Source organism: Amycolatopsis sp. lyj-90 (assembly GCF_046549035.1).
Lineage (GTDB): Bacteria > Actinomycetota > Actinomycetes > Mycobacteriales > Pseudonocardiaceae > Amycolatopsis.
Window position 1 is genome coordinate 92,351 of record NZ_JAJPWP010000005.1, and the last position, 18,784, is coordinate 111,134.

20 protein-coding genes and 1 tRNA gene are annotated in these 18,784 nt (G+C 68.0%); 7 read left to right on the forward strand and 14 right to left on the reverse strand.

Annotation, left to right across the window (positions count from 1 at the left end; translation table 11 throughout):
- Positions 1–89: 89 nt before the first annotated feature.
- The 7 genes from ACLJPX_RS19680 to ACLJPX_RS19710 form a co-directional block, all read right to left on the reverse strand.
- A complete protein-coding gene (locus ACLJPX_RS19680; RefSeq protein ID WP_101611386.1) occupies positions 90–521 on the reverse strand; it encodes a heat shock protein transcriptional repressor HspR in 432 nt (143 codons plus the stop codon).
- Between the two features lie 5 nt (positions 522–526).
- Positions 527–1,705 (reverse strand): molecular chaperone DnaJ, encoded by a 1,179-nt coding sequence (dnaJ, locus tag ACLJPX_RS19685; protein WP_101611387.1) that lies wholly within the window; start codon positions 1,703–1,705, stop codon positions 527–529.
- 33 nt (positions 1,706–1,738) lie between these two features.
- The gene (grpE, locus tag ACLJPX_RS19690) at positions 1,739–2,518 is read right to left on the reverse strand and encodes a nucleotide exchange factor GrpE (protein WP_410601400.1); all 780 of its coding nucleotides are present in this window, start codon (positions 2,516–2,518) and stop codon (positions 1,739–1,741) included.
- Positions 2,515–4,392 (reverse strand): molecular chaperone DnaK, encoded by a 1,878-nt coding sequence (gene dnaK / locus ACLJPX_RS19695; RefSeq protein ID WP_101611389.1) that lies wholly within the window; start codon positions 4,390–4,392, stop codon positions 2,515–2,517. Before dnaK ends, grpE begins: the two co-directional genes overlap by 4 nt.
- 165 nt (positions 4,393–4,557) lie before the next feature.
- Complete coding sequence (locus ACLJPX_RS19700; RefSeq protein WP_410601401.1) at positions 4,558–5,976, reverse strand: alpha/beta hydrolase; 1,419 nt, start codon at positions 5,974–5,976, stop codon at positions 4,558–4,560.
- Positions 5,973–6,659, reverse strand: a complete 687-nt coding sequence (locus ACLJPX_RS19705) for a hypothetical protein (protein WP_410601402.1) — start codon at positions 6,657–6,659, stop codon at positions 5,973–5,975. Before ACLJPX_RS19705 ends, ACLJPX_RS19700 begins: the two co-directional genes overlap by 4 nt.
- 26 nt (positions 6,660–6,685) lie before the next feature.
- Complete coding sequence (locus tag ACLJPX_RS19710) at positions 6,686–7,453, reverse strand: DUF4097 family beta strand repeat-containing protein (RefSeq protein WP_410601403.1); 768 nt, start codon at positions 7,451–7,453, stop codon at positions 6,686–6,688.
- Positions 7,454–7,614: 161 nt separating this feature from the next.
- Here ACLJPX_RS19710 and ACLJPX_RS19715 point away from each other — a divergent pair, with 161 nt between their 5' ends.
- Both ACLJPX_RS19715 and ACLJPX_RS19720 read left to right on the forward strand, forming a co-directional pair.
- Positions 7,615–8,154: a YbhB/YbcL family Raf kinase inhibitor-like protein gene (locus tag ACLJPX_RS19715; protein ID WP_101611392.1), complete on the forward strand. Its 540-nt coding sequence runs from the start codon at positions 7,615–7,617 to the stop codon at positions 8,152–8,154.
- A gap of 63 nt (positions 8,155–8,217) precedes the next feature.
- The gene (locus ACLJPX_RS19720; RefSeq protein ID WP_410601404.1) at positions 8,218–8,664 is read left to right on the forward strand and encodes a GNAT family N-acetyltransferase; all 447 of its coding nucleotides are present in this window, start codon (positions 8,218–8,220) and stop codon (positions 8,662–8,664) included.
- On the opposite strand, the gene ACLJPX_RS19725 is transcribed toward ACLJPX_RS19720, so the two are convergent.
- Genes ACLJPX_RS19725 through ACLJPX_RS19735 form a run of 3 tightly spaced genes read right to left on the reverse strand, consistent with a single transcriptional unit; the run spans position 8,661 to position 10,005 of the window.
- Positions 8,661–9,095, reverse strand: coding sequence for a GNAT family N-acetyltransferase (locus tag ACLJPX_RS19725; protein WP_168214445.1), 435 nt, complete (start codon positions 9,093–9,095; stop codon positions 8,661–8,663). The genes ACLJPX_RS19720 and ACLJPX_RS19725 overlap by 4 nt on opposite strands.
- A gap of 22 nt (positions 9,096–9,117) precedes the next feature.
- Positions 9,118–9,678 (reverse strand): TetR/AcrR family transcriptional regulator, encoded by a 561-nt coding sequence (locus ACLJPX_RS19730; protein WP_020632424.1) that lies wholly within the window; start codon positions 9,676–9,678, stop codon positions 9,118–9,120.
- Complete coding sequence (locus tag ACLJPX_RS19735) at positions 9,679–10,005, reverse strand: DMT family transporter (protein ID WP_410601405.1); 327 nt, start codon at positions 10,003–10,005, stop codon at positions 9,679–9,681. It lies immediately after the preceding gene.
- A gap of 169 nt (positions 10,006–10,174) precedes the next feature.
- Between ACLJPX_RS19735 and ACLJPX_RS19740 the strand changes: the two genes are divergently transcribed.
- The 3 genes from ACLJPX_RS19740 (at position 10,175) to ACLJPX_RS19750 (ending at position 14,201) form a co-directional block, all read left to right on the forward strand.
- A complete protein-coding gene (locus tag ACLJPX_RS19740) occupies positions 10,175–12,457 on the forward strand; it encodes a (Fe-S)-binding protein (protein ID WP_101613607.1) in 2,283 nt (760 codons plus the stop codon).
- Between the two features lie 205 nt (positions 12,458–12,662).
- Positions 12,663–13,175, forward strand: coding sequence for a DUF742 domain-containing protein (locus tag ACLJPX_RS19745; protein WP_101611395.1), 513 nt, complete (start codon positions 12,663–12,665; stop codon positions 13,173–13,175).
- Positions 13,176–13,205: 30 nt separating this feature from the next.
- The gene (locus tag ACLJPX_RS19750) at positions 13,206–14,201 is read left to right on the forward strand and encodes a cation diffusion facilitator family transporter (RefSeq protein ID WP_410601406.1); all 996 of its coding nucleotides are present in this window, start codon (positions 13,206–13,208) and stop codon (positions 14,199–14,201) included.
- Here ACLJPX_RS19750 and ACLJPX_RS19755 read toward each other — a convergent pair.
- Positions 14,195–14,887 carry a CAP domain-containing protein gene (locus ACLJPX_RS19755; protein ID WP_101611397.1) on the reverse strand — a complete coding sequence of 231 codons (693 nt, stop codon included), beginning with the start codon at positions 14,885–14,887 and terminating at the stop codon, positions 14,195–14,197. The genes ACLJPX_RS19750 and ACLJPX_RS19755 overlap by 7 nt on opposite strands.
- Before the next feature lie 121 nt (positions 14,888–15,008).
- Positions 15,009–15,491: a MarR family winged helix-turn-helix transcriptional regulator gene (locus tag ACLJPX_RS19760; protein WP_410601407.1), complete on the reverse strand. Its 483-nt coding sequence runs from the start codon at positions 15,489–15,491 to the stop codon at positions 15,009–15,011.
- A gap of 73 nt (positions 15,492–15,564) precedes the next feature.
- Between ACLJPX_RS19760 and ACLJPX_RS19765 the strand changes: the two genes are divergently transcribed.
- Positions 15,565–16,749, forward strand: a complete 1,185-nt coding sequence (locus ACLJPX_RS19765; RefSeq protein ID WP_410601408.1) for an FAD-dependent oxidoreductase — start codon at positions 15,565–15,567, stop codon at positions 16,747–16,749.
- Positions 16,750–16,794: 45 nt separating this feature from the next.
- Here the strand turns inward: ACLJPX_RS19765 and dcd are convergent, their stop codons facing one another.
- Together dcd and ACLJPX_RS19775 are read right to left on the reverse strand one after the other, a co-directional pair.
- Positions 16,795–17,376 (reverse strand): dCTP deaminase, encoded by a 582-nt coding sequence (dcd, locus tag ACLJPX_RS19770; protein ID WP_016338162.1) that lies wholly within the window; start codon positions 17,374–17,376, stop codon positions 16,795–16,797.
- Between the two features lie 13 nt (positions 17,377–17,389).
- Complete coding sequence (locus tag ACLJPX_RS19775) at positions 17,390–18,595, reverse strand: oxygenase MpaB family protein (RefSeq protein WP_410601409.1); 1,206 nt, start codon at positions 18,593–18,595, stop codon at positions 17,390–17,392.
- Positions 18,596–18,706: 111 nt separating this feature from the next.
- On the opposite strand from ACLJPX_RS19775, the gene ACLJPX_RS19780 reads away from it, so the two are divergent.
- Positions 18,707–18,777, forward strand: a tRNA-Gly gene (locus tag ACLJPX_RS19780).
- Positions 18,778–18,784 lie beyond the last annotated feature (7 nt).

The window sequence follows — 18,784 nt, forward strand, 5'->3', positions numbered from 1 at the left end:
GAAGGGCTGCCCGTTAGTCCCGTTCCCCTCGACTGACCGGGCAAGAAAACGATTCGGCACCTGGTCGGAACCAGGTGCCGAATCGGGGTTCAGATCCTTCTGGGCTTGGGCTTCCAGACCACCAGCGCCGTCTGCTGCCGCAGTGGGACGAGGTCCTTGCGGTACGAGGCGTGCACGGCCGCGGCCGTCTGTTCGGCGGTGAGGTACGCGGCCGTGAGTTCCTCGGTCAGTTCGGCGATCCGGTCCCGCAGGGCGTCGACCTGGTTCTCCAGCTCGATGATCCGCTTGATGCCCGCGAGATTGACACCGTCTTCCTGGGACAGTCGCTGCACTTCACGCAGCAGCGCGATGTCCCGCATGGAGTATCGGCGTCCTCCACCGGAGGTCCGGCCCGGCGACACGAGACCCTGCCGGTCGTAGGACCGGAGGGTCTGCGCGTGCAGGCCGGAAAGCTGCGCCGCCACCGAAATGACGAACACCGGGGTGTCCTCGTCCGCGCCGTGCGGCAGCCCGCCGAACATCCTGCTCACCTGCCTTCGAGAAGTTCGGTGATCTCCGGTCGTGGATCGTGGTCGGACATGGCTTCCGCGTAGGCCTCGAGGGCCTCACGGGCCTTGTCGTCCAACTTGGCCGGGATGGCCGCCTGCAGGGTGACCAGCAGGTCGCCCTGCGCGCCGTCCCGTTTGGCGATTCCCTTGCCGCGCACGCGAAGCACGCGACCGCTCGCCGTGCCTTGCGGCACCTTCAGCGAGACCTTGCCCTCGAGCGTCGGCACGGTGATCGTGCCGCCGAGGGCCAGTTCCGCGAAGGACACCGGCACGGAGATCGTCAGGTCGAGGTCCTGCCGCCCGAACACCGCGTGCGGTGCGACGTGCACGCGGACGTACAGATCGCCCGCCTGCGCGCCACCGCGGCCCGGTTCGCCCTGGCCCGCCAGCCGGATCCGCTGGTCGTCGGCGACGCCCGGCGGGATCCGCACGGTCAGGGTGCGGGTGCGGGTGGAAACGCCCTCGCCCGCGCATTCCGGACAGGGGTCGTCGATGATCGTGCCGCGGCCGCGGCAGTCGCGGCACGGCTCGGAGAACGCGAACGCGCCCTGGCTCCGGCTGACCAGTCCGCTGCCCTGACAGGTCGAACACGTCCTCGGGGAGGTCCCCGGCTTCGCGCCGTTCCCGCCGCAGGTGGAACAGGTCGCCGGGCTCGACAGCCTCAGCGGCAGGGTCGCACCCTTGACCGCTTCGGTGAAGTCGATCCGGACGTCGGTCTCGACGTCCGCGCCGCGCTGCGGCCGGTTCGCCGTGGCACCGGCCGCGGCACCGCGGCGGCCGAAGAGACCGCCGAGGATGTCGCCGAGCCCGCCGAAACCGGCCTGCTGCTGGCCACCCGCCTGACCGAAGATGTCGCCGACGTCGAAACCGCCCGCGCCACCGCCGCCACCCGGGAAGCCGAAGCCACCGGGACCACCGGAGCCGAAGAGGCGGCGTGCCTCGTCGTACTCCTTGCGCTTGGCCGTGTCGGACAGGACGCCGTACGCCTCGGAGACCGCCTTGAACTTCTTCTCCGCCTCCGCGTTGCCCGCGTTGGCGTCGGGGTGGTTCTCCTTGGCCAGCTTGCGATAGGCCTTTTTGATCTCGTCCGCGGTGGCGTCGGAGGAGACGCCCAGCTCACGGTAGAAGTCCTTACCGATCCATTCCCGTGCACTCACCGAACGTCTCCTCCTTTCACGCCGTATCGCCGATCAGCGGTCGTTCTCATCGAAGAGCTCGCCCTCGAGCGGCAGTTCGCCGCCGACGGGCGGGTCCACCGGGGCTGCCTGCGCCGCCGGTGCTCCGGCGGCACCCGGCTCGTGGTCGGTGACCCCGACCAGCGCCGCACGCAGCACACGCTCGCCGAAGCGGTAACCGCGGCGCATGACCGTGGTGACCGTCGGGCCCGCGACGTCCGGTGACGTGCTGTGCTGCACGGCCTCGTGCACGCTCGGGTCGAAGGCTTCGCCCTCGGTACCGAACGGTTCGAGACCCGACCGCTGCAGGCTCCCGACCAGCTTCTCGCCGACCGCCTTGAAGGCACCGGTCAGATCGCCGTGCTGCTCCGCGCGCTCGAGGTCGTCGAGCAGCGGGAGCAGGTCGTTGACGACCGACGCCTTCGCGCCGGTGACGACCTGCTCGCGGTCGCGATCCACGCGCTTGCGGTAGTTGGCGTACTCCGCCTGGAGACGCTGGAGGTCGGCGGTGCGCTCCGCCAGCTCCTTCTCCAGACCGGTGGCCACCGACACCGAATCGTCCACAATGGAATCCCCGAGGCCGGGCCCCGCGTGTGTCACGGGGGGCTCCGGCGCGGACTCCAGCGGCTCCACGGTGTCTTCAGCCGGGGCGGCGTGCTTCGGACCGTCCTGGGGTTCGGCGGCCGGGGCCGCCGGACGGACTTCACCGGTCAGCGGATCGATCCGCCGACGGTCCCGCACGACCACCGGTTCCTCCGGGCCCCGGCCCTCGGTTTCGTCGTAGCGTCCCGTCACTTCTTGTCCTTCTCGTCCTCTTCGACGATCTCGGCGTCGACGACGTCGTCGGCCTTGGCCTGCGAACCGGTGCCCGCGCCTGCGGTCCCGGCCGCGCCTTCACCGGCGGCGGCACCATCGGCGGCGTTGCCCGCCGCGTTGGCGTAGAGCGCCGTGCCGAGCTCCTGCGAAGCGGTGTTCAGCTTCTCGATGGACTCGCGGATCTTCGCCGAGTCGGTGCCCTTGAGCGACTCGTTGGCCTCGTCGATCGCGGACTTCACCTTGCCCTTGAGCTCCTCGGGCAGCTTGTCCTCGTTGTCCTTGACGAACTTCTCCGTCTGGTAGACGAGGGTCTCCGCCTGGTTGCGGGTCTCCGCTTCCTCGCGGCGCTGCTTGTCCTCTTCGGCGTGCGCCTCGGCGTCCTTGACCATGCGCTCGATGTCGTCCTTCGGCAGCGCGGAGCCACCGGTGATCGTCATCGACTGCTCCTTGTTCGTGCCGAGGTCCTTCGCGAGGACGTGCACGATGCCGTTGGCGTCGATGTCGAAGGTGACCTCGATCTGCGGCACGCCACGCGGGGCGGGCGGGAGACCGGTCAGCTCGAACATGCCGAGCTTCTTGTTGTGCGCGGCGATCTCGCGCTCACCCTGGAACACCTGGATCTGCACCGACGGCTGGTTGTCGTCCGCGGTGGAGAAGATCTCCGAACGCTTGGTCGGGATCGTGGTGTTGCGCTCGATGAGCTTGGTGAACACGCCGCCCTTGGTCTCGATGCCCAGCGAAAGCGGGGTCACGTCGAGCAGCAGGACGTCCTTGACCTCACCCTTGAGCACACCGGCCTGCAGTGCGGCGCCGACGGCGACGACCTCGTCCGGGTTCACGCCCTTGTTGGGCTCGCGGCCGCCGGTCAGCTCCTTGACCAGGTCCGACACGGCGGGCATGCGGGTGGAACCACCCACGAGCACGACGTGGTCGATGTCGCCGACGGCGACACCCGCGTCACGGATGACGTTGTTGAACGGCTTGCGGGTGCGCTCGAGCAGGTCCGAGGTGATCTTCTGGAACTCGGCGCGGGAAAGCTGCTCGTCGAGGAACAGCGGGTTCTTGTCCGCGTCCACGGTGATGTACGGCAGGTTGATGCCCGCGGAGTTCGAGCTGGACAGCTCGATCTTCGCCTTCTCGGCGGCCTCACGGATGCGCTGGAGCGCCATCTTGTCCTTGGTGAGGTCGATGCCACTGGAGGCCTTGAACTTGTCGACCAGCCAGGTGACGATGCGCTCGTCCCAGTCGTCACCACCGAGGTGGTTGTCACCGGAGGTCGCGCGGACCTCGACGACACCCTCGCCGATCTCCAGCAGCGAGACGTCGAACGTACCGCCACCGAGGTCGAAGACCAGAATGGTCTGTTCCTTCTCGCCCTTGTCCAGGCCGTACGCCAGCGCCGCCGCGGTGGGCTCGTTGACGATGCGGAGCACGTTCAGGCCGGCGATCTGGCCTGCTTCCTTGGTGGCCTGCCGCTGCGCGTCCTCGAAGTAGGCGGGGACGGTGATGACCGCGTCGGTGATGGTCTCGCCCAGGTACGCCTCGGCGTCGCGCTTGAGCTTCATCAGCACCCGGGCGCTGATCTCCTGCGAGGTGTACGCCTTGCCGTCGATCTCGGTCTTCCAGTCGGTACCGACGTGCCGCTTGACCGACCGGATGGTGCGGTCGACGTTCGTCACGGCCTGGTTCTTCGCCGGCTGACCGGTCAGCACTTCGCCGTTCTTGGCGAAGGCGACGATGGACGGGGTGGTGCGTGAACCTTCCGAGTTGGCGATGACCGTCGGCTCGCCGCCCTCAAGGACAGCGACGACCGAGTTGGTCGTGCCGAGGTCGATGCCGACCGCTCGCGCCATGGTGTGTTCCTCCTGCTATTCGTGACCTGCACGTTCGCCCCCATGTTGAGTGGGCGTCACGCAAGTTCTATCGGGATCGTGGGGTTTCCGTCAAGCCGGACTTGAGCCGACTGCACTCAACCTTGTATCCGGCTCAACGAGCGGCCGGGGCGTCTTGTTCCCGGACTACCGGCAGACCTTGCCCGGAGCGGGTGTGACCCCGCTCACCAGGTATTTCACCTCTTCGGTGCGCACACAGGCCGAGTTGAGCAGCCCCGTGTGCCCGTACCCGGCGTCGACCAGCAACGTCGAGTTCTCGATGTTCTTCGCGAGCCCCCGGGCCCAGACCAGCGGCGTCGCCGGATCGTGTTCGCCGCCGACCACGAGGATCGGCGCCGCGCCCCGCACCTTCTGCGGCTGGGGCGGATAGGCCGGGGTGACGGGCCAGCCCGCGCAGCCGCTCGTGATGTCCCAGAACTCGGAGTAGCGCCAGCTGTGCGGGGCGAGGGTCTTCACCAGCCCCTGCATGACGCGCATCTCGGCGTAGGAGGTGAAGGCCGGGCCGAAGTCGTGACAGCCGATCGCGCGGTACGCGCCGTAGGAAGGGTCCAGCTGCGAGTAAGGCGCCAGCCCGGACGCGTCCGGCTTCTCCGCCGTCGCGGCCGAGATCACCTTGCTCAGCTCCGGCCAGAACGCCGGCAGGATGAGCGCGCCGTAGACACCGGACGCCATTTCCTCGGCGGTCACGTTCCGCCCGAGCTCGCTCGCCGGGACACCGCCGGGCGTCGCCATGAGCGCGTCGTAGGTGGCGAGGACGTCCTTGCCGCGAAGCGCGCACTCGTCCGAGGCCGGGCACCACTTCGCGAAGTCGCCGAGCGCGCTTTCGGTCGCGATGGCCTCGTCGAGGATCGCCTTCTTCGTCGGCAGGGAATGGTCGATGGCGCCGTCGAGCACCATCGCCCGGACTCGCTTCGGGTACTTCTCCGCGTACACGGCGCCGAGTTCGGAACCGTAGGAGACGCCGAGCCAGCTGATCTTCGGCTCACCCAAGGCGACCCGGATCGACTCGATGTCGTCGGCCGCGTGCCAAGTGTCCACTTGGGACAGTACGGGCCCTGTCCTCTTGAGACACTCCGCGCCCGAAGCGCGGTTGTGCGCGATGAACTTCTCGTAGTCCGCACGGCTCTTCGGGAACCGGCCGATCGCCGGGTCGTGCAGCGTGGGCGCGCAGGTGACCGCAGGCCTGCTATCGCCGACGCCGCGCGGGTCGAACCCGATGACGTCGAACCGCTGCCGCAGCTCGGCCGTTTCCGGCTTGTCCAGCGCGAAACCGCGGCCGCCGTACTTGAGCACGGTGACCCCGGCGCCGCCGGGACCACCCGGATTCGTCAGCAGCGAACCGATCCGGCGCGCGGGATCGGTGGCGGGCAGTTTCGCCAGCGCGATCGTGATCGTCCCGTTCACCTGGAGGTTCGCGCATTCCAGCGTCGGCGCGTACTCGGTCGCGCACGGTTTCCAGTCGAGCCGGGGCGCGGCGGACGCGGGCAGCGCGGACAGCGGCAGGAGGGTCAGCGCCGTGACGGCGGCGAGTGCCTTCGTCCTCATACGGGCCGCACCGTGACCGTGCCGGTGCCGGACTTGAGGTCCAGCACGTTCGCCGAGGCCTGGTCCTGCCGCACGCCGACGGTCTCGACCTTGCCGGTCTCCGAGCTGGCGTTGATGCGGTACGCGCCATCGGGAACGGTGACGGTGACCTGCCCGGTGTCCGCGCTCGCGGTGACCGCGCCCGGTTTGGTCAGCCCGACCTTGATGTCCCCGGTGCCGGTGACGATTTTCACCGGACCGGTCGAGTTCAGGACCTCGAGATCCCCGGTGTCACCCCGGAGGTCCACCGCGCCCGCGCGGGTGAGCGTGATCTTGCCGGTGCCGATGGACCCGGAGATCGCGAGCTCGCGCGGGACCACGACGTCGTAGTCCACGCCGCATTGGCTGCACCCGCTGAGAACCAGCGTGCCGTTCTCGACGCTGTGCGTCTTGCCGGGATTCCGTCCGGTGTAAGTGACTTCGCGGTGCAGCGAGACCGGTGCGCCGTCCTCGACCCGGAGCTTGAGCCCGCCGACCGGGACGTCGACCCGGATCGCGGTGATCTGCTCGGTGACCGGCGTCCCGTCGCTCAGCGTCTCGCGGCCTTCGCCCGTGCAGCCGACGACGCCGAAGGCCACCAGCGCGCCGAGAGCGAGCGCGCCGAGGACGCGCCGCTCTTTAGTGAACAGAGCTTTGTTGACCATGAGAAAGTGTTCCCCCGATAAGTGTGTCAGGCCGCTTTGACCGAGACGCTTCCGCTGTCCGTGGTGAGATCGAGCTTGTGCTGGGCCGAACCCGACTGGTTCACGTCGATGTCGCGACTGCCGCTGTCGGTGGTGCCGGTGACGTTGTAGTCGCCGGAGGGCACCTTGACCTCGATCGAACCGCTGTCGGTCCGCGCGGTGACGTCCGCGCCCTTGACCAGTTCGAGTTCGATACGGCCGCTGTTGGCGTCGGCCTTCACGTTCCCGCCGAGCCGCTCGCCCTTGATGGCGCCGGAACTCGCCTGGATGTCGACGTCCTGCCCGATGTTCTTCAGTTCGACGCGGCCCGAGTCGGCCTTGACCTTCACGGTGCCGGGTACGTCGCGTACCTCGACCCGTCCGGAGTCGACCTGGATGTCCACAGTGGACACTCCGGCGATGTCCACCGCGCCGGAGTCGACCCGGCCGGTGACCGGAACCCCCGCCGGGACGGTCACGTCGTAGTCGACCTCGCAGTGGTCGCCGCAGCCGGCGAGGACCAGGGTGTCGCCCTCCACGCGATACGCGTCGCCGGGCTTGTTCCAGCGGTAGGAGAAGTCCTGGCGGACCACGGCCTGGCCGCCGCCCGAGCGGATCTTGAGCGCCCCGCTGTCGTTTTCGACGCGGACGCTCTTGATCGACTGGGTCAGTTCGGTGGTCGCCGACGCGTCGGACGGCCACCACCAGCCGAGGCCGGTGAGGACGCCGACGCCGATCAGGGCGATGCCTCCGATTGCGAGGAGTGGGCGCGCCATGGTCTTGAGTCCCTCCAGAGCAGGTTTTCGTCTGTCTCGACGCTAAGGGGCGCGCGACGGGTTGGACATAGGGGTAACCCCCGGAATCGTCCCTGAGCCCGCGCCAGGGTCGCCGGGGTCATAACCTGGCGGGGTCATCGGTTCCACGATCAGGAGGACGCATGCCGCAGGCACCCGATCCGTACGATTTCCTGCCCGATCTGCCTGCCTTCACCTTGAGCAGCACCGACATCGAAGAAGGCGGCTTCCTGCCGACGCCCCAGCTCTCCGGGATCTTCGGCGCGGGCGGCGAAGATCGTTCCCCGCAGCTGTCCTGGACCGGCTTCCCCGCCGAGACCAAGAGCTTCGCCGTCACCTGCTACGACCCCGACGCCCCCACCGCGAGCGGATTCTGGCACTGGGCGGTGTTCGACATCCCCGCTTCGGTGAACGCGCTGGCGGCGAACGCGGGCGACGAGGCGGGCTCCGGCCTGCCGGCGGGTGCCGTCACCCTGAAGGGGGACGGCGGCGTGAAGCAGTTCCTCGGGGCCGCCCCGCCGCCCGGGCACGGGCCGCACCGGTACATCTTCGCGGTGCACGCTGTCGACGTCGAAAAGCTGGACGTCGGCGAAGACGCCACGCCGGCTCTTCTCGGCTTCAACCTCTTCAGTCACGCCATCGCCCGGGCGTCGCTCACGGCGCTGCACGAGAACAAGGGCTGAGGCGCTTTTCCGTGAAGGCCTCCTTACCTACCCTGAGCGTAGGGAAGGAGGCCTTCACGGACTTTGGTCACTCTTCGGACCCTCACGCCCGACGATTGGACCGACTGGCGCGACCTGCGCCTGGCGGCGCTGAGCCACGACCCCGACGTCTTCGGTGTGACGCTCTCCCATTGGGAGAACGCGCCGGAAGAGCGCTGGCGCGCGCGACTCACCGACGTCCCCTTCAACGTTCTCGCGACCCCGGCGGGCATGGTCTCGGCAACCTCCCCCGAGGACGGCGCTGTCGAGCTTCTGTCGCTCTGGGTCGCCCCGTCCGGACGTGGCCGCGGTGTCGGGGACGCGCTGGTGGCCACGGTCCTGGAGTGGGCCGATTCCGCGGGTGCCGAAAGCGTGCGACTCCGGGTCTACGACCACAACGAGAGAGCAAGGGACCTTTACTACCGCCATGGCTTCGCGGAGACCGGCGAGCCGGAGATCCTCAGGGCCAGGACGAGATGCGGGTCGCGCTAGGCCTGCCCGTTGGCCCGGGACCGCTCCATGTACTGCCCCTCCGGCGGGTCCCCGAAGCCGAACGGCCGGTACAGCTCGTGCGCGTCGGCGGTGTGCAGCATCCACCGGAACTCCGCGCCCGGACCGTTGTCGATCATCTCCCGGACCAGTTCCTTGCCGAGCCCCGCGCCGCGCGCGTCCTCGAGGACGAAGACGTCCGCCAGGTAGGCGCTGCCGATGGTGTCCGAAAACGCCCGCGCGAAGCCGACCAGGCGGCCTGTCGAAGCCTCGTACGCGCCGACGACGCGCCACGCGTTCCGAAAGACCTTCTCGATCAGCTCGCGGTCTCGCCACTTGCCCCAGTAGACGCTGGTGGACAGGCACTTCCACACCACGTCGAGGTCCACCCGAGCCGGGTCGTCGTCCAGTTCGTAAGCACCGACAGTCCTCATGATCCGCAAGTTACCCGGCAGGTCAACGAGGTTTCAGCAGGTAGTCCACCACCGGCCGCAGCTCGTCCGCGGACGGCGGCTCGTCGTCGATGAGGCCCTGGATCAGGAGGCCGTCGATACCGGCGAGGAACACCCGGAACGCGACCTCGTCGTCGTGCCGGACCATCGAGGTGAGCACGTCCAGCCAGCGCCGCGCGGCGGGCCGCAGCTCGGGTTTGCGCGCGGCCAGCAGGTACAGCTCGTATTCCGCCATCGTCCGCCCGCGCCGCGGGCCCAGCGCCTCGGCGAGCAGCCCGGCAACCTCTTCCGCGCCGCGGCTGCCGCGTGAACGGGCCCTGTCGATCATCCAGTAGACCTCGGTCGCCATATCCCTCGCGCACGAGATGAGGGTCGCGATCAGCAGGTCGTCGAGGCTGGAGAAGTGGTAGGTCGTCGAAGCCGTCGGCACGCCCGCTTCGGTGGCGACCGTCCGATGGGTGACCCCGGCGACGCCGTCCCGCTCGATCACCCGCAGAGCGGCCGCGATGATCTCCTCGCGCCGCTTCTCGCCCCTGGCCTTCCGGCCGTCGACCTGGATCTTCACTTAGTGCGCGCTCCCTACCTCGATCAACACGACACCGCCGACCACCAGCGCCAGCCCGGCGATCACGGCGAAGTTGACCGGCTCCTTGAAGAACACGATGCCGACGGCCGCCACGAGCGCGACACCGGCCGCAGCCCAGATCGCGTAGGCGACGCTCACCGGCACGCCCGCCTTCAGAACGTACGCGAGCGCGACGAACGCGAAGGCGTATCCGGCCACCACGAGGATCGACGGGCCCAGCTTGCTGAAGCCCTCCGAGAGCTTCAGCGAGACCGTGGCGGTCACCTCGGCGGCGATCGCGAAAGCGAGGAGAAGGTAAGCACCCATGTCACAAAAACTACCTGGACGATCGTCTTAAAACAAAGAGAGGCGTACACCACATCGGTGGGACTTGGGCGCGGTCAGTGGGTTACCCATCAGTAAGAAGCATTAGTCTGCCCCCACCACACTCTGCCCACCCACCACATGGCTTCACTCGGACGAAAGGCACCCGATGATGGGCGCTGTACAGCTGACGCTCGGCGGGATCGCGGTCCTGCTCGGCGTCGTCGCCTGGGGAATGTTCTTCGCGACCATCGCCCGCTTCGTGCGGGTGATCCGCCTCGGTCAGCCGGACTCGACCCGCAACGGCCCGTTCATGCCGCGCATGAAGACCTTGATCAAGGAATTCGCCGCGCACACCCGCATGAACAAGGTCAAGAGCGTCGGCCCGGCGCACTGGCTGGTCATGTGGGGCTTCCTGATCGGGTCGCTCGCCCTGTTCGAGGCGTACGGCGAAGTGTTCGTCCCGACCTGGGGCTGGCCCATCCTCGACGACTGGTCGCTGTTCCAGCTGCTCATGGAGCTGCTCGGCGTCGGCACGATCGTCGGCATCCTGGTGCTGATCTGGGTCCGCCAGAAGAACCACCCGCGCCGCGCCGACAGGCAGTCACGCTTCCAGGGCTCCAACTTCAAGTGGGCGTACTTCATCGAAGCCGTCGTGCTCATCGAGGGCATCGGCATCATCGGTGTCCGCGCCGCGAAGTCCGCGCTGAACGTCCACGAAACCCCGGTCTGGGCCGCGTTCGTCTCGCATCCGATCGGTGAACTGCTGCCCGCCAGCCCGAACCTGGTCTCGGTGTTCGCCTTCGTCAAGCTGATGAGCGCCACGATCTGGCTCATCGTCATCGCGCGCACGATGACCATGGGCATCGCCTGGCACCGGTTCAGCGCCTTCTTCAACATTTACTTCAAGCGCGAGGCCGACGGCGGTGTCGCGCTCGGCGCGCTCAAGCCGATGATGAGCAACGGCAAGGTGCTCGACCTCGAAGAGGCGGACCCCGACGAGGACACCTTCGGCGTCGGCAAGGTCGAAGACTTCAGCTGGAAGGGCTGGCTGGACTTCTCGACCTGTACCGAATGTGGCCGCTGCCAGTCGCAGTGTCCGGCTTGGAACACCGGCAAGCCGCTTTCGCCGAAGCTGCTCATCACGCAGCTTCGCGACCACGCCTACGCGAAGGCGCCGTACCTGCTCGCGGGCGGCAAGCGCGACATGGCGGGCGACGAGGTCGGCTTGTCCGGGGACGACATGTACGCGGGCATCGACGTCCTCGCGATCGCCGAGTCCCAGAAGGCGCTCATCGGTGACGACGGCGGCATCATCGACCCCGAGGTGCTGTGGTCCTGCACCTCCTGTGGCGCTTGCGTCGAGCAGTGCCCGGTGGACATCGAGCACGTCGACCACATCGTCGACATGCGCCGCTACCAGGTGATGATCGAGTCCGCGTTCCCCAGCGAGCTCAACGGGATGTTCAAGAACCTGGAGAACAAGGGCAACCCGTGGGGCCAGAACGCCAAGGACCGGCTCGCCTGGACCGAGGACCTGGAGTTCGAGGTGCCGGTGTTCGACGGCGACCTCGGCGAGGCCGAGTACCTCTTCTGGGTCGGCTGCGCCGGCGCGTTCGAGGACCGCGCGAAGAAGACCACGCGGGCCGTCGCGGAGCTGCTGCACATCGCGGGCGTCAAGTACACGGTGCTCGGCTCGGAGGAGTCCTGCACCGGTGACCCGGCCCGCCGCGCGGGCAACGAGTTCCTGTTCCAGATGCTGGCGCAGCAGAACGTCGAGATCCTGAACTCGGTCTTCGAGGGCCGCGAACGCAAGGCGCGCAAGGTGGTCGTCACCTGTGCCCACTGCTTCAACACCCTCGCGAACGAGTACCCGGAACTGGGCGGCCAGTTCGACGTCGTGCACCACACGCAGCTGCTCAACCGCCTGGTGCGGGAAAAGCACCTGACCCCGGTGGCCCCGGTCGCCGAGGACGTCACCTATCACGACCCGTGCTACCTGGGCCGCCACAACAAGGTCTACGACGCTCCCCGCGAGCTCGTCGGGGCCACCGGCGCGACACTGCGGGAGATGCCGCGGCACGGCGACCGGTCGATGTGCTGTGGCGCCGGCGGCGCGCGGATGTGGATGGAAGAGAAGATCGGCAAGCGGATCAACGTCGAGCGCGTGGACGAGGCGCTCGGCACCGCGCCGTCGAAGATCGCGACCGGCTGTCCGTTCTGCAAGGTGATGCTCAATGACGGCCTCACCGCGCGGCAGAGCGACGGTCAGGCGAGCGAAAAGGTCGAGATCGTCGACGTCGCGCAGCTGCTGCTGACCGCCGTCAAGCGCAAGCCGGAACCGCAGCTGGTCCCGGCGGGAGCGCCGTCCTTGGACGCCGTCCCAGATGCTGAACTCGACGAGAAGGCCGAAGCGCCTGCCAGCGAAACGCCGCCTTCGGAGGAAGACAAGTAGAACCTCGAGGCCGGAGGGGACATTCTCTCGCACATAATGCGAGAGAATGTTCCCTCTTGTTTTATCCCGTCCGGCCCATTCCGTCCCGTTACCCGTTCGGCGGTACACGGCAACGATAAGCTGGCGTTTCCTCGTTGCCGTTGTCGTCTGCGAGGTTTCTTTAGGCGGCACGGCTCTGGGTCTGAAAAAAGGGGCGAGGAAATCAATGGGCAACCGGCACGAACTCCGTCAGCGCAAGGAACACCGCCTCGCGACGCCGGGATCGTCGACCCTTCGCCCGATGGCCCGCCTCCCGTCGGCCGCGGCACTCGCCCGGATGGCGCAGGAAGCGACCATCCCCAGCATCCCGGCCGCCCGGCGGCCGCCGCGGCAGGAACGGCAACGCACGCGCGTCCGCCCGTACGTTCGCACGGGCGGACGCACGCAGTCCAAGCGGAACTTCGCCATCGAAGCGATGATTTCCGTCCGGAACGACGCACCTTGGAGCGCTCCGGGGTTCAGCGTCGAATTCCATTCGGTCCGATCACTGTGCCGCCGTCCGACTTCCGTCGCGGAAGTGGCCGCGTCACTAAGCGTTCCACTCGGCGTTGCAAAGGTCCTTTTGGGTGACATGGCCGAACTCGGCTTGGTTACCGTTCATGAAACGCAAGCTGAATTCGACGGTCATCCGGCACTCGCCTTGATGGAACGCGTGCTGCAGGGTTTGCGTCGTCTGTGAGATCGGCGCACTCGCACTACGCTACGCAAGGTGAGTGAAGAATCCGGCGACGAAAGCACCTTGACCGTAGTGCTGGCGGGTGGGGTGAACCTCGCCATCGCGGTGCTGAAACTGATCGCCGGGATCATCACCGGCTCCGGCGCGATGCTGTCCGAAGCCGCGCACTCGGTGGCCGACACGATCACCGAAGTACTCCTGCTGACAGCGCTGAAACGCTCGGACCGCCCCGCGGACCGCGTCCACCCCTTCGGCTACGGCAAGGAACGGTACTTCTGGTCGCTGCTCGCGGCGGTGTCGATCTTCGCCTCCGGCGCGATGTTCGCGCTCTACGAAGGCTTCTCGACGGTGTTCGGCGAAGCGACCGAGCAGACCGATCCGATCGTCGGCTACGTCGTCCTCGCGATCGCCTTCGTCCTCGAATCCGTCTCGTGGTTCCAAGCCGTGCGGCAGGTGCGGCGCGACGCCGCCGAAGCGGGCCAGAAGGTCTCGGTCTACCTGCGGATGATCGACGACCCGGCGCCGAAGACCGTCCTGTTCGAGGACTCGGCGGCGCTGATCGGCCTGCTGCTCGCGTTCGCCGGGATCGGACTGCACCAGCTCACCGGATCGCATGTCTGGGACGGCGCGGCGTCGATCGCGATCGGGGTACTGCTGGCGCTCGTCGCCTACGTGCTCGGGCGCACCAACCGCGGCCTGCTGATCGGCAGGCAGGCGGATCCGAGGCTGGTGCGCGCGGTGCGGGACCACCTGGTGGGCGCGCCCGAGATCGAGGCCGTCGTCGACCTGCAGACCATGCTGATGGGCACCGACCAAGTGCTCGTCTGCGCTCGCGTCGACTTCGACGACGCACTGGGCGCGGCGGACGTCGAACGCGCCTGCGTCCGGATGGCGGCCGAACTGACTCGGACGTTCGGTGACATCACCGAGGTGTTCATCGAACCGGTCCCGCGCACGGATCCCGAGCTGCGCGCGGCGGTTCTGGCCCGCTACGGCGACATCGCCGAACGCTGGGACAAGGGTCAGTAGCCGAAGTTCTGCGTCCAGTACATGCCCTTGGTGTTGACGCCGACGCCGATCTTCTTCAGCTTGCAGTTGAGGATGTTCGCGCGGTGGCCCTCGGAGTTCATCCAGGCGTCCATCACCTTGGCGGCGTTCGACTGTCCCTTGGCGATGTTCTCCGCGCCGGGCTTGTCGTAGCCGGCGGCCCGGATGCGCTGGTCGAACGTGGTGCCTTCCGGCGTGGTGTGCGAGAAGTAGTTCCGGGCCGACATGTCGTCACTGTGTCCCTGCGCGGCCGCGGCGAGATGCGACTCGTTGCTCACCGGCGAGCAGCCCGCGTCGGCGCGCTCGGCGTTGACGAGGTCGATGACCTGACCGGCGAGCGAACTGTCCTGCGAGCGAGGCGGCGCGGGAGCCTTGCTCGAGGTGGGCTTCGGAGCCTCGGAGGTCTGAGCGGGCGGCTCGGCCGCGGCGGAGGACGAGCTGGGCGGGGCGGAGGAGGTCGTGGGAGCCTCCGAAGACGGCGCCGGAGCGGGCTGACCGGACGCGGGGTCGCCTGGCGCCGGAGCGGTCGTCTGGCCGAAGTAAGCGGGAGGCTTCGCGAGCGCGTCGCCGGAACGGCCCTTGGTGTCGGGGACGCTCAGCGAGAGGTTGCTCAGCGCGGTGCCCTGGAACCGATCGGTCACCATCAGGTAGCTCGCACTGGCGATCACCCCGCCCAGCAGGACGCTGAGCGTGACAAGCAGTAACCGGCTTCGTGTTCTATTGGGGGACACGGGGCCGAAAACTATCACGAACTGGTTACGGCAATACCCCCGAAAGTAGTAATACCGGTCAACGGTCGCGTTGAGTGCTCTGCCTTTGAGTGATCAACCCCGTGGACTCGTTCGTGATCGTCGTGGCGTCGCTCAGGAACCGGATCACCGTCTCCAGCTCACTGTCCGTGTACTTCTCGCAGGCCTCGCGGACCGATTTCACCAGGTGATCCCACAGCGGGGCGGCACCGGCCATCATCGCCCCGTCGATCTCGATGAGCACCTTCCGCCGATCCTCGGGGTGCGGCTTCCGCGCGACGATCCCCTTGCCCTCGAGCCTGTCGATGAGCGCGGTGATCGACGCCGGCGCGAGCCCCGAGAGCTGCGAAAGCGCCTTCGGCGTCTGTGGACCGAAGCGGGCGAGGTAGTCGGCCACCTTGCTCTCCACCGCCGAAAGGCCGCTCCGCTCGGCGATCGCCGCATGGAACATGACCGTCTCGGTGGACAGCGCCCGCGACCCGTTGAGGATCCGCTCGACCAGTTCCGCCCGCTCGCTTGACACGTCGGCCAGTCTAGCGGAGTCTTTAGTTCGATAGAACGAATTAGTTTATAAGAGATTCGATGGGGTGAACGACATGGCGAAGGTACTGGTCGCCGGCGGGGGTATCGCGGGCACGATCACGGCGATCGCACTGCACGAGACGGGTCACGAGCCGGTGATCCACGAGGCGTACGACCGGACCGCCGAGGGCGTCGGCGCGTTCCTGACGCTCGCGGTGAACGGCCTCGACGCGCTGGCGCCGCTGGGCCTGAAAGAGCTGGTCAAAGACCTGGGATTCGACACGCCGCGGATCAAAATGCACCTGGGGAACGGGCGCGAGGTGGCGGATTTCGCGCTCGGCGGGCGGCTGGAAGACGGCACCATGAGCCAGACCGTGCTGCGCTCAGATCTGTACGTCGCCCTTCGCGACGAAGCGGTGAGACGCGGGATCGAAGTCCGCTACGGCAAACGTTTGGCAGACGCGCGAGAGACCGCTTCCGGTGTGCTCGCGACGTTCGAGGACGGCTCGGCGTCCGAGGGCGACCTGCTGGTCGGCGCGGACGGGCTCAGGTCGCGAGTGCGGGAAATCATCGACCCGCGGTCGCCCTCGCCGCGCTACGTGCCGCTGCTGAACACCGGCGGGCTGGCCGAGGGCCTGCGGCTGGACGACGAACCCGGCGTCATGCACATGACCTTCGGCAAACGGCTGTTCTTCGCGCACGTCGTCCATCCGGACGGCGGCGTCTGGTGGTTCGCCAACGTCCCCCGGAAGCAGGAGCCGTCCGCCGCCGACCTCGCCACGACGACCGGGTGGCGCGAGGACCTGATCCGGCAACTCGCGGTGGACCGCACCCCGGCCGTCGAGATCGTGCGCGCGACGCGGGAGATCTACCGGCCATGGGCGACCTACGACTTCCCGACCGTGCCGACCTGGCGGACGGACCGGATGGTCATCATCGGCGACGCCGCCCACGCGACCTCACCGGCGGCGGGCCAAGGCGCCGCGATGGCCATCGAGGACGCCGTCACGCTGGCGCGCTGCCTGCGTGACGTGCCCTCGATCCCGAAGGCTCTCGCCGCCTACGAAGGACTACGACGAGAGCGCGTCGAGGCCGTCGTCGAGCGCGGGAAGCGCAACGGCGACGCGAAGGCGGTCGGGCCCGTCGGACGGGTGATCCGGGACTTCTTCATCACGCGGGCGTTCAAGAACCCGCCGAAGGAGGATCCGAACGCCTTCATGTGGCGGCACCGGATCGACTGGGAAGCCCCGGTGAGCTGACTCGCGTCTCCCCTTCGGCGGGTTTCCGTCAGCGCTCGACAGAGATCACCGCCAGGTGTCCACGCGGTGGAAGTTCTTGTACGCACGGCTCGGGGTCGGTCCGCGCTGCCCCTGGTAGCGCGAGCCCGCCTCGTTCGAGCCGTACGGGAACTCCGCGGCGCTGGACAGGCGGAAGATGCAGAGCTGGCCGATCTTCATCCCCGGCCAGAGCGTGATCGGCAGGTTGGCCACGTTGGACAGCTCCAGCGTGATGTGGCCGGAGAAGCCGGGGTCGATGAAGCCCGCGGTGGAATGCGTGAGGAGGCCGAGGCGACCGAGGGAGGACTTGCCCTCCAGACGGCCGGCGAGGTCGTCGGCCAGCGTGACGGTCTCGTACGTGGAGCCGAGCACGAACTCGCCGGGGTGGAGCACGAAGGGGTCTTCGCCCTCCTTCTCGACCAGCGACGTCAGCTCGTCCTGCTGGAGCTGCGGGTCGATATGCGTGTACTTGCTGTTGTCGAACACGCGGAAGAAGCGGTCGAGGCGCACGTCGATGCTCGACGGCTGGACCATCGTCGGGTCGAACGGGTCGACGCCGAGACGGCCGGCGTCGAGCTCTTTACGGAGGTCACGGTCGCTGAGGAGCACGTGATCAGCGTAGTCAAGCGGCCTTCATGTGCCTGCCGTAGGTGGGGTCGAGCCGGAAGACCTTGGTGACCTGCCGGAGGTAATGGCGCCGCCCGGCCGCTCCGATCAGTTCCTGGAGCGCCGTCGCCCCGGGCACCACCCGCCGGACCGTCTCGGCGGCGAAGTTCACTCCCGCCACCGCGACCACGGCCGCCTGCGCGATCGGATCGTCGGGCAGCTCCAGGAAGTCGGCGTTGGACTTGCCGAGGAGAAGCCTGCTGATCGCCCCGTGCCCCGCGACCGACACGTGGGCGAGGACCTTGCCGAGCGCGCCCCGGCCCTCACCGATCCCGGCGTGGGACTTCATGAGCGCCGCGGCGAGCCGCTTGGAGTCGTCGTCGGGGATGAACTCGGTGGTGGCGAGCAGCCACAGCAGACGCCAGGCGTCTTCCTCGCCGGCGGGCAGGAGTTCCTCGTCGACCCCCATCAGCCAACCGACGTAACGCCAAAGGTGCAGGATGTCGGCGCGCTCGCGGTCGCTGTAGCGGAGCCCGAGCAGTTGCGTGCCGAAGACGTAGACGAGAGAGAAGAGCAGGAGCGTGCCCGCGGTCTGGACCTGATTGACCGGCCTGTCCCAGGCGGCGTAATCCCAGTCCTTGCGGCGGTTCATGGCCGCGCGGACGTGCGCGTGCACCACCCGCACCCGCAACGCGGACTCGTACCCGCGCCCGCCGGACACCAGCGCGCCCGGCGTGGTCACGTGAATCCACCAGGTCGCCGTCTCGACGAGCCGCTGCGCCGCCTTGTACTCGATCTCACCGGTGCCGACGAGCGACTTCGTCGCGCGCGACGCGAGATACCCGCCCATCAGCGAAACATCGCCGAGCGGGAAGAGGCCGAGCAACCCGGCACGCGTGATCGCCCGCGCCCCGCGGTCGAGGCGATCCTGGTCGACCCAGTACGGCGTCGCCTCGACGTCGCGGAAGAAGGCTTCGAGCTCCTCCGGCGGCTCCTCGACACTGTCGATGCCGTGCTTCAGTGCTTGCTCGAACTGTCCTTGGGCGCCGTTTCGCAGCAACGGCACCAACACGTCGGCCGCCGGGTCCTCCCGCTGCGCGAACTTCCGCAACCGGGCCACCTGGCGCTCGTCGCCCCGGATGTCGCCCTCGATGAACAACTTCGACGCGACCCGGAACCCACCTTGCCGGAACAGCTCGGGGTCAGGCAGCCTCTCGCCCATCCGGATCACCTCCGATGTAGACAACAAGTGTTGTCACTTTAAGGTGGCAGCGTCAAGGTGGGCGGGGGCTTGGCAGGGAGAGATCCGGACCATGTATGCTGGCCGAGCACTGCGGATGTAGTTCAATGGTAGAACATCAGCTTCCCAAGCTGAATACGCGGGTTCGATTCCCGTCATCCGCTCTCATGC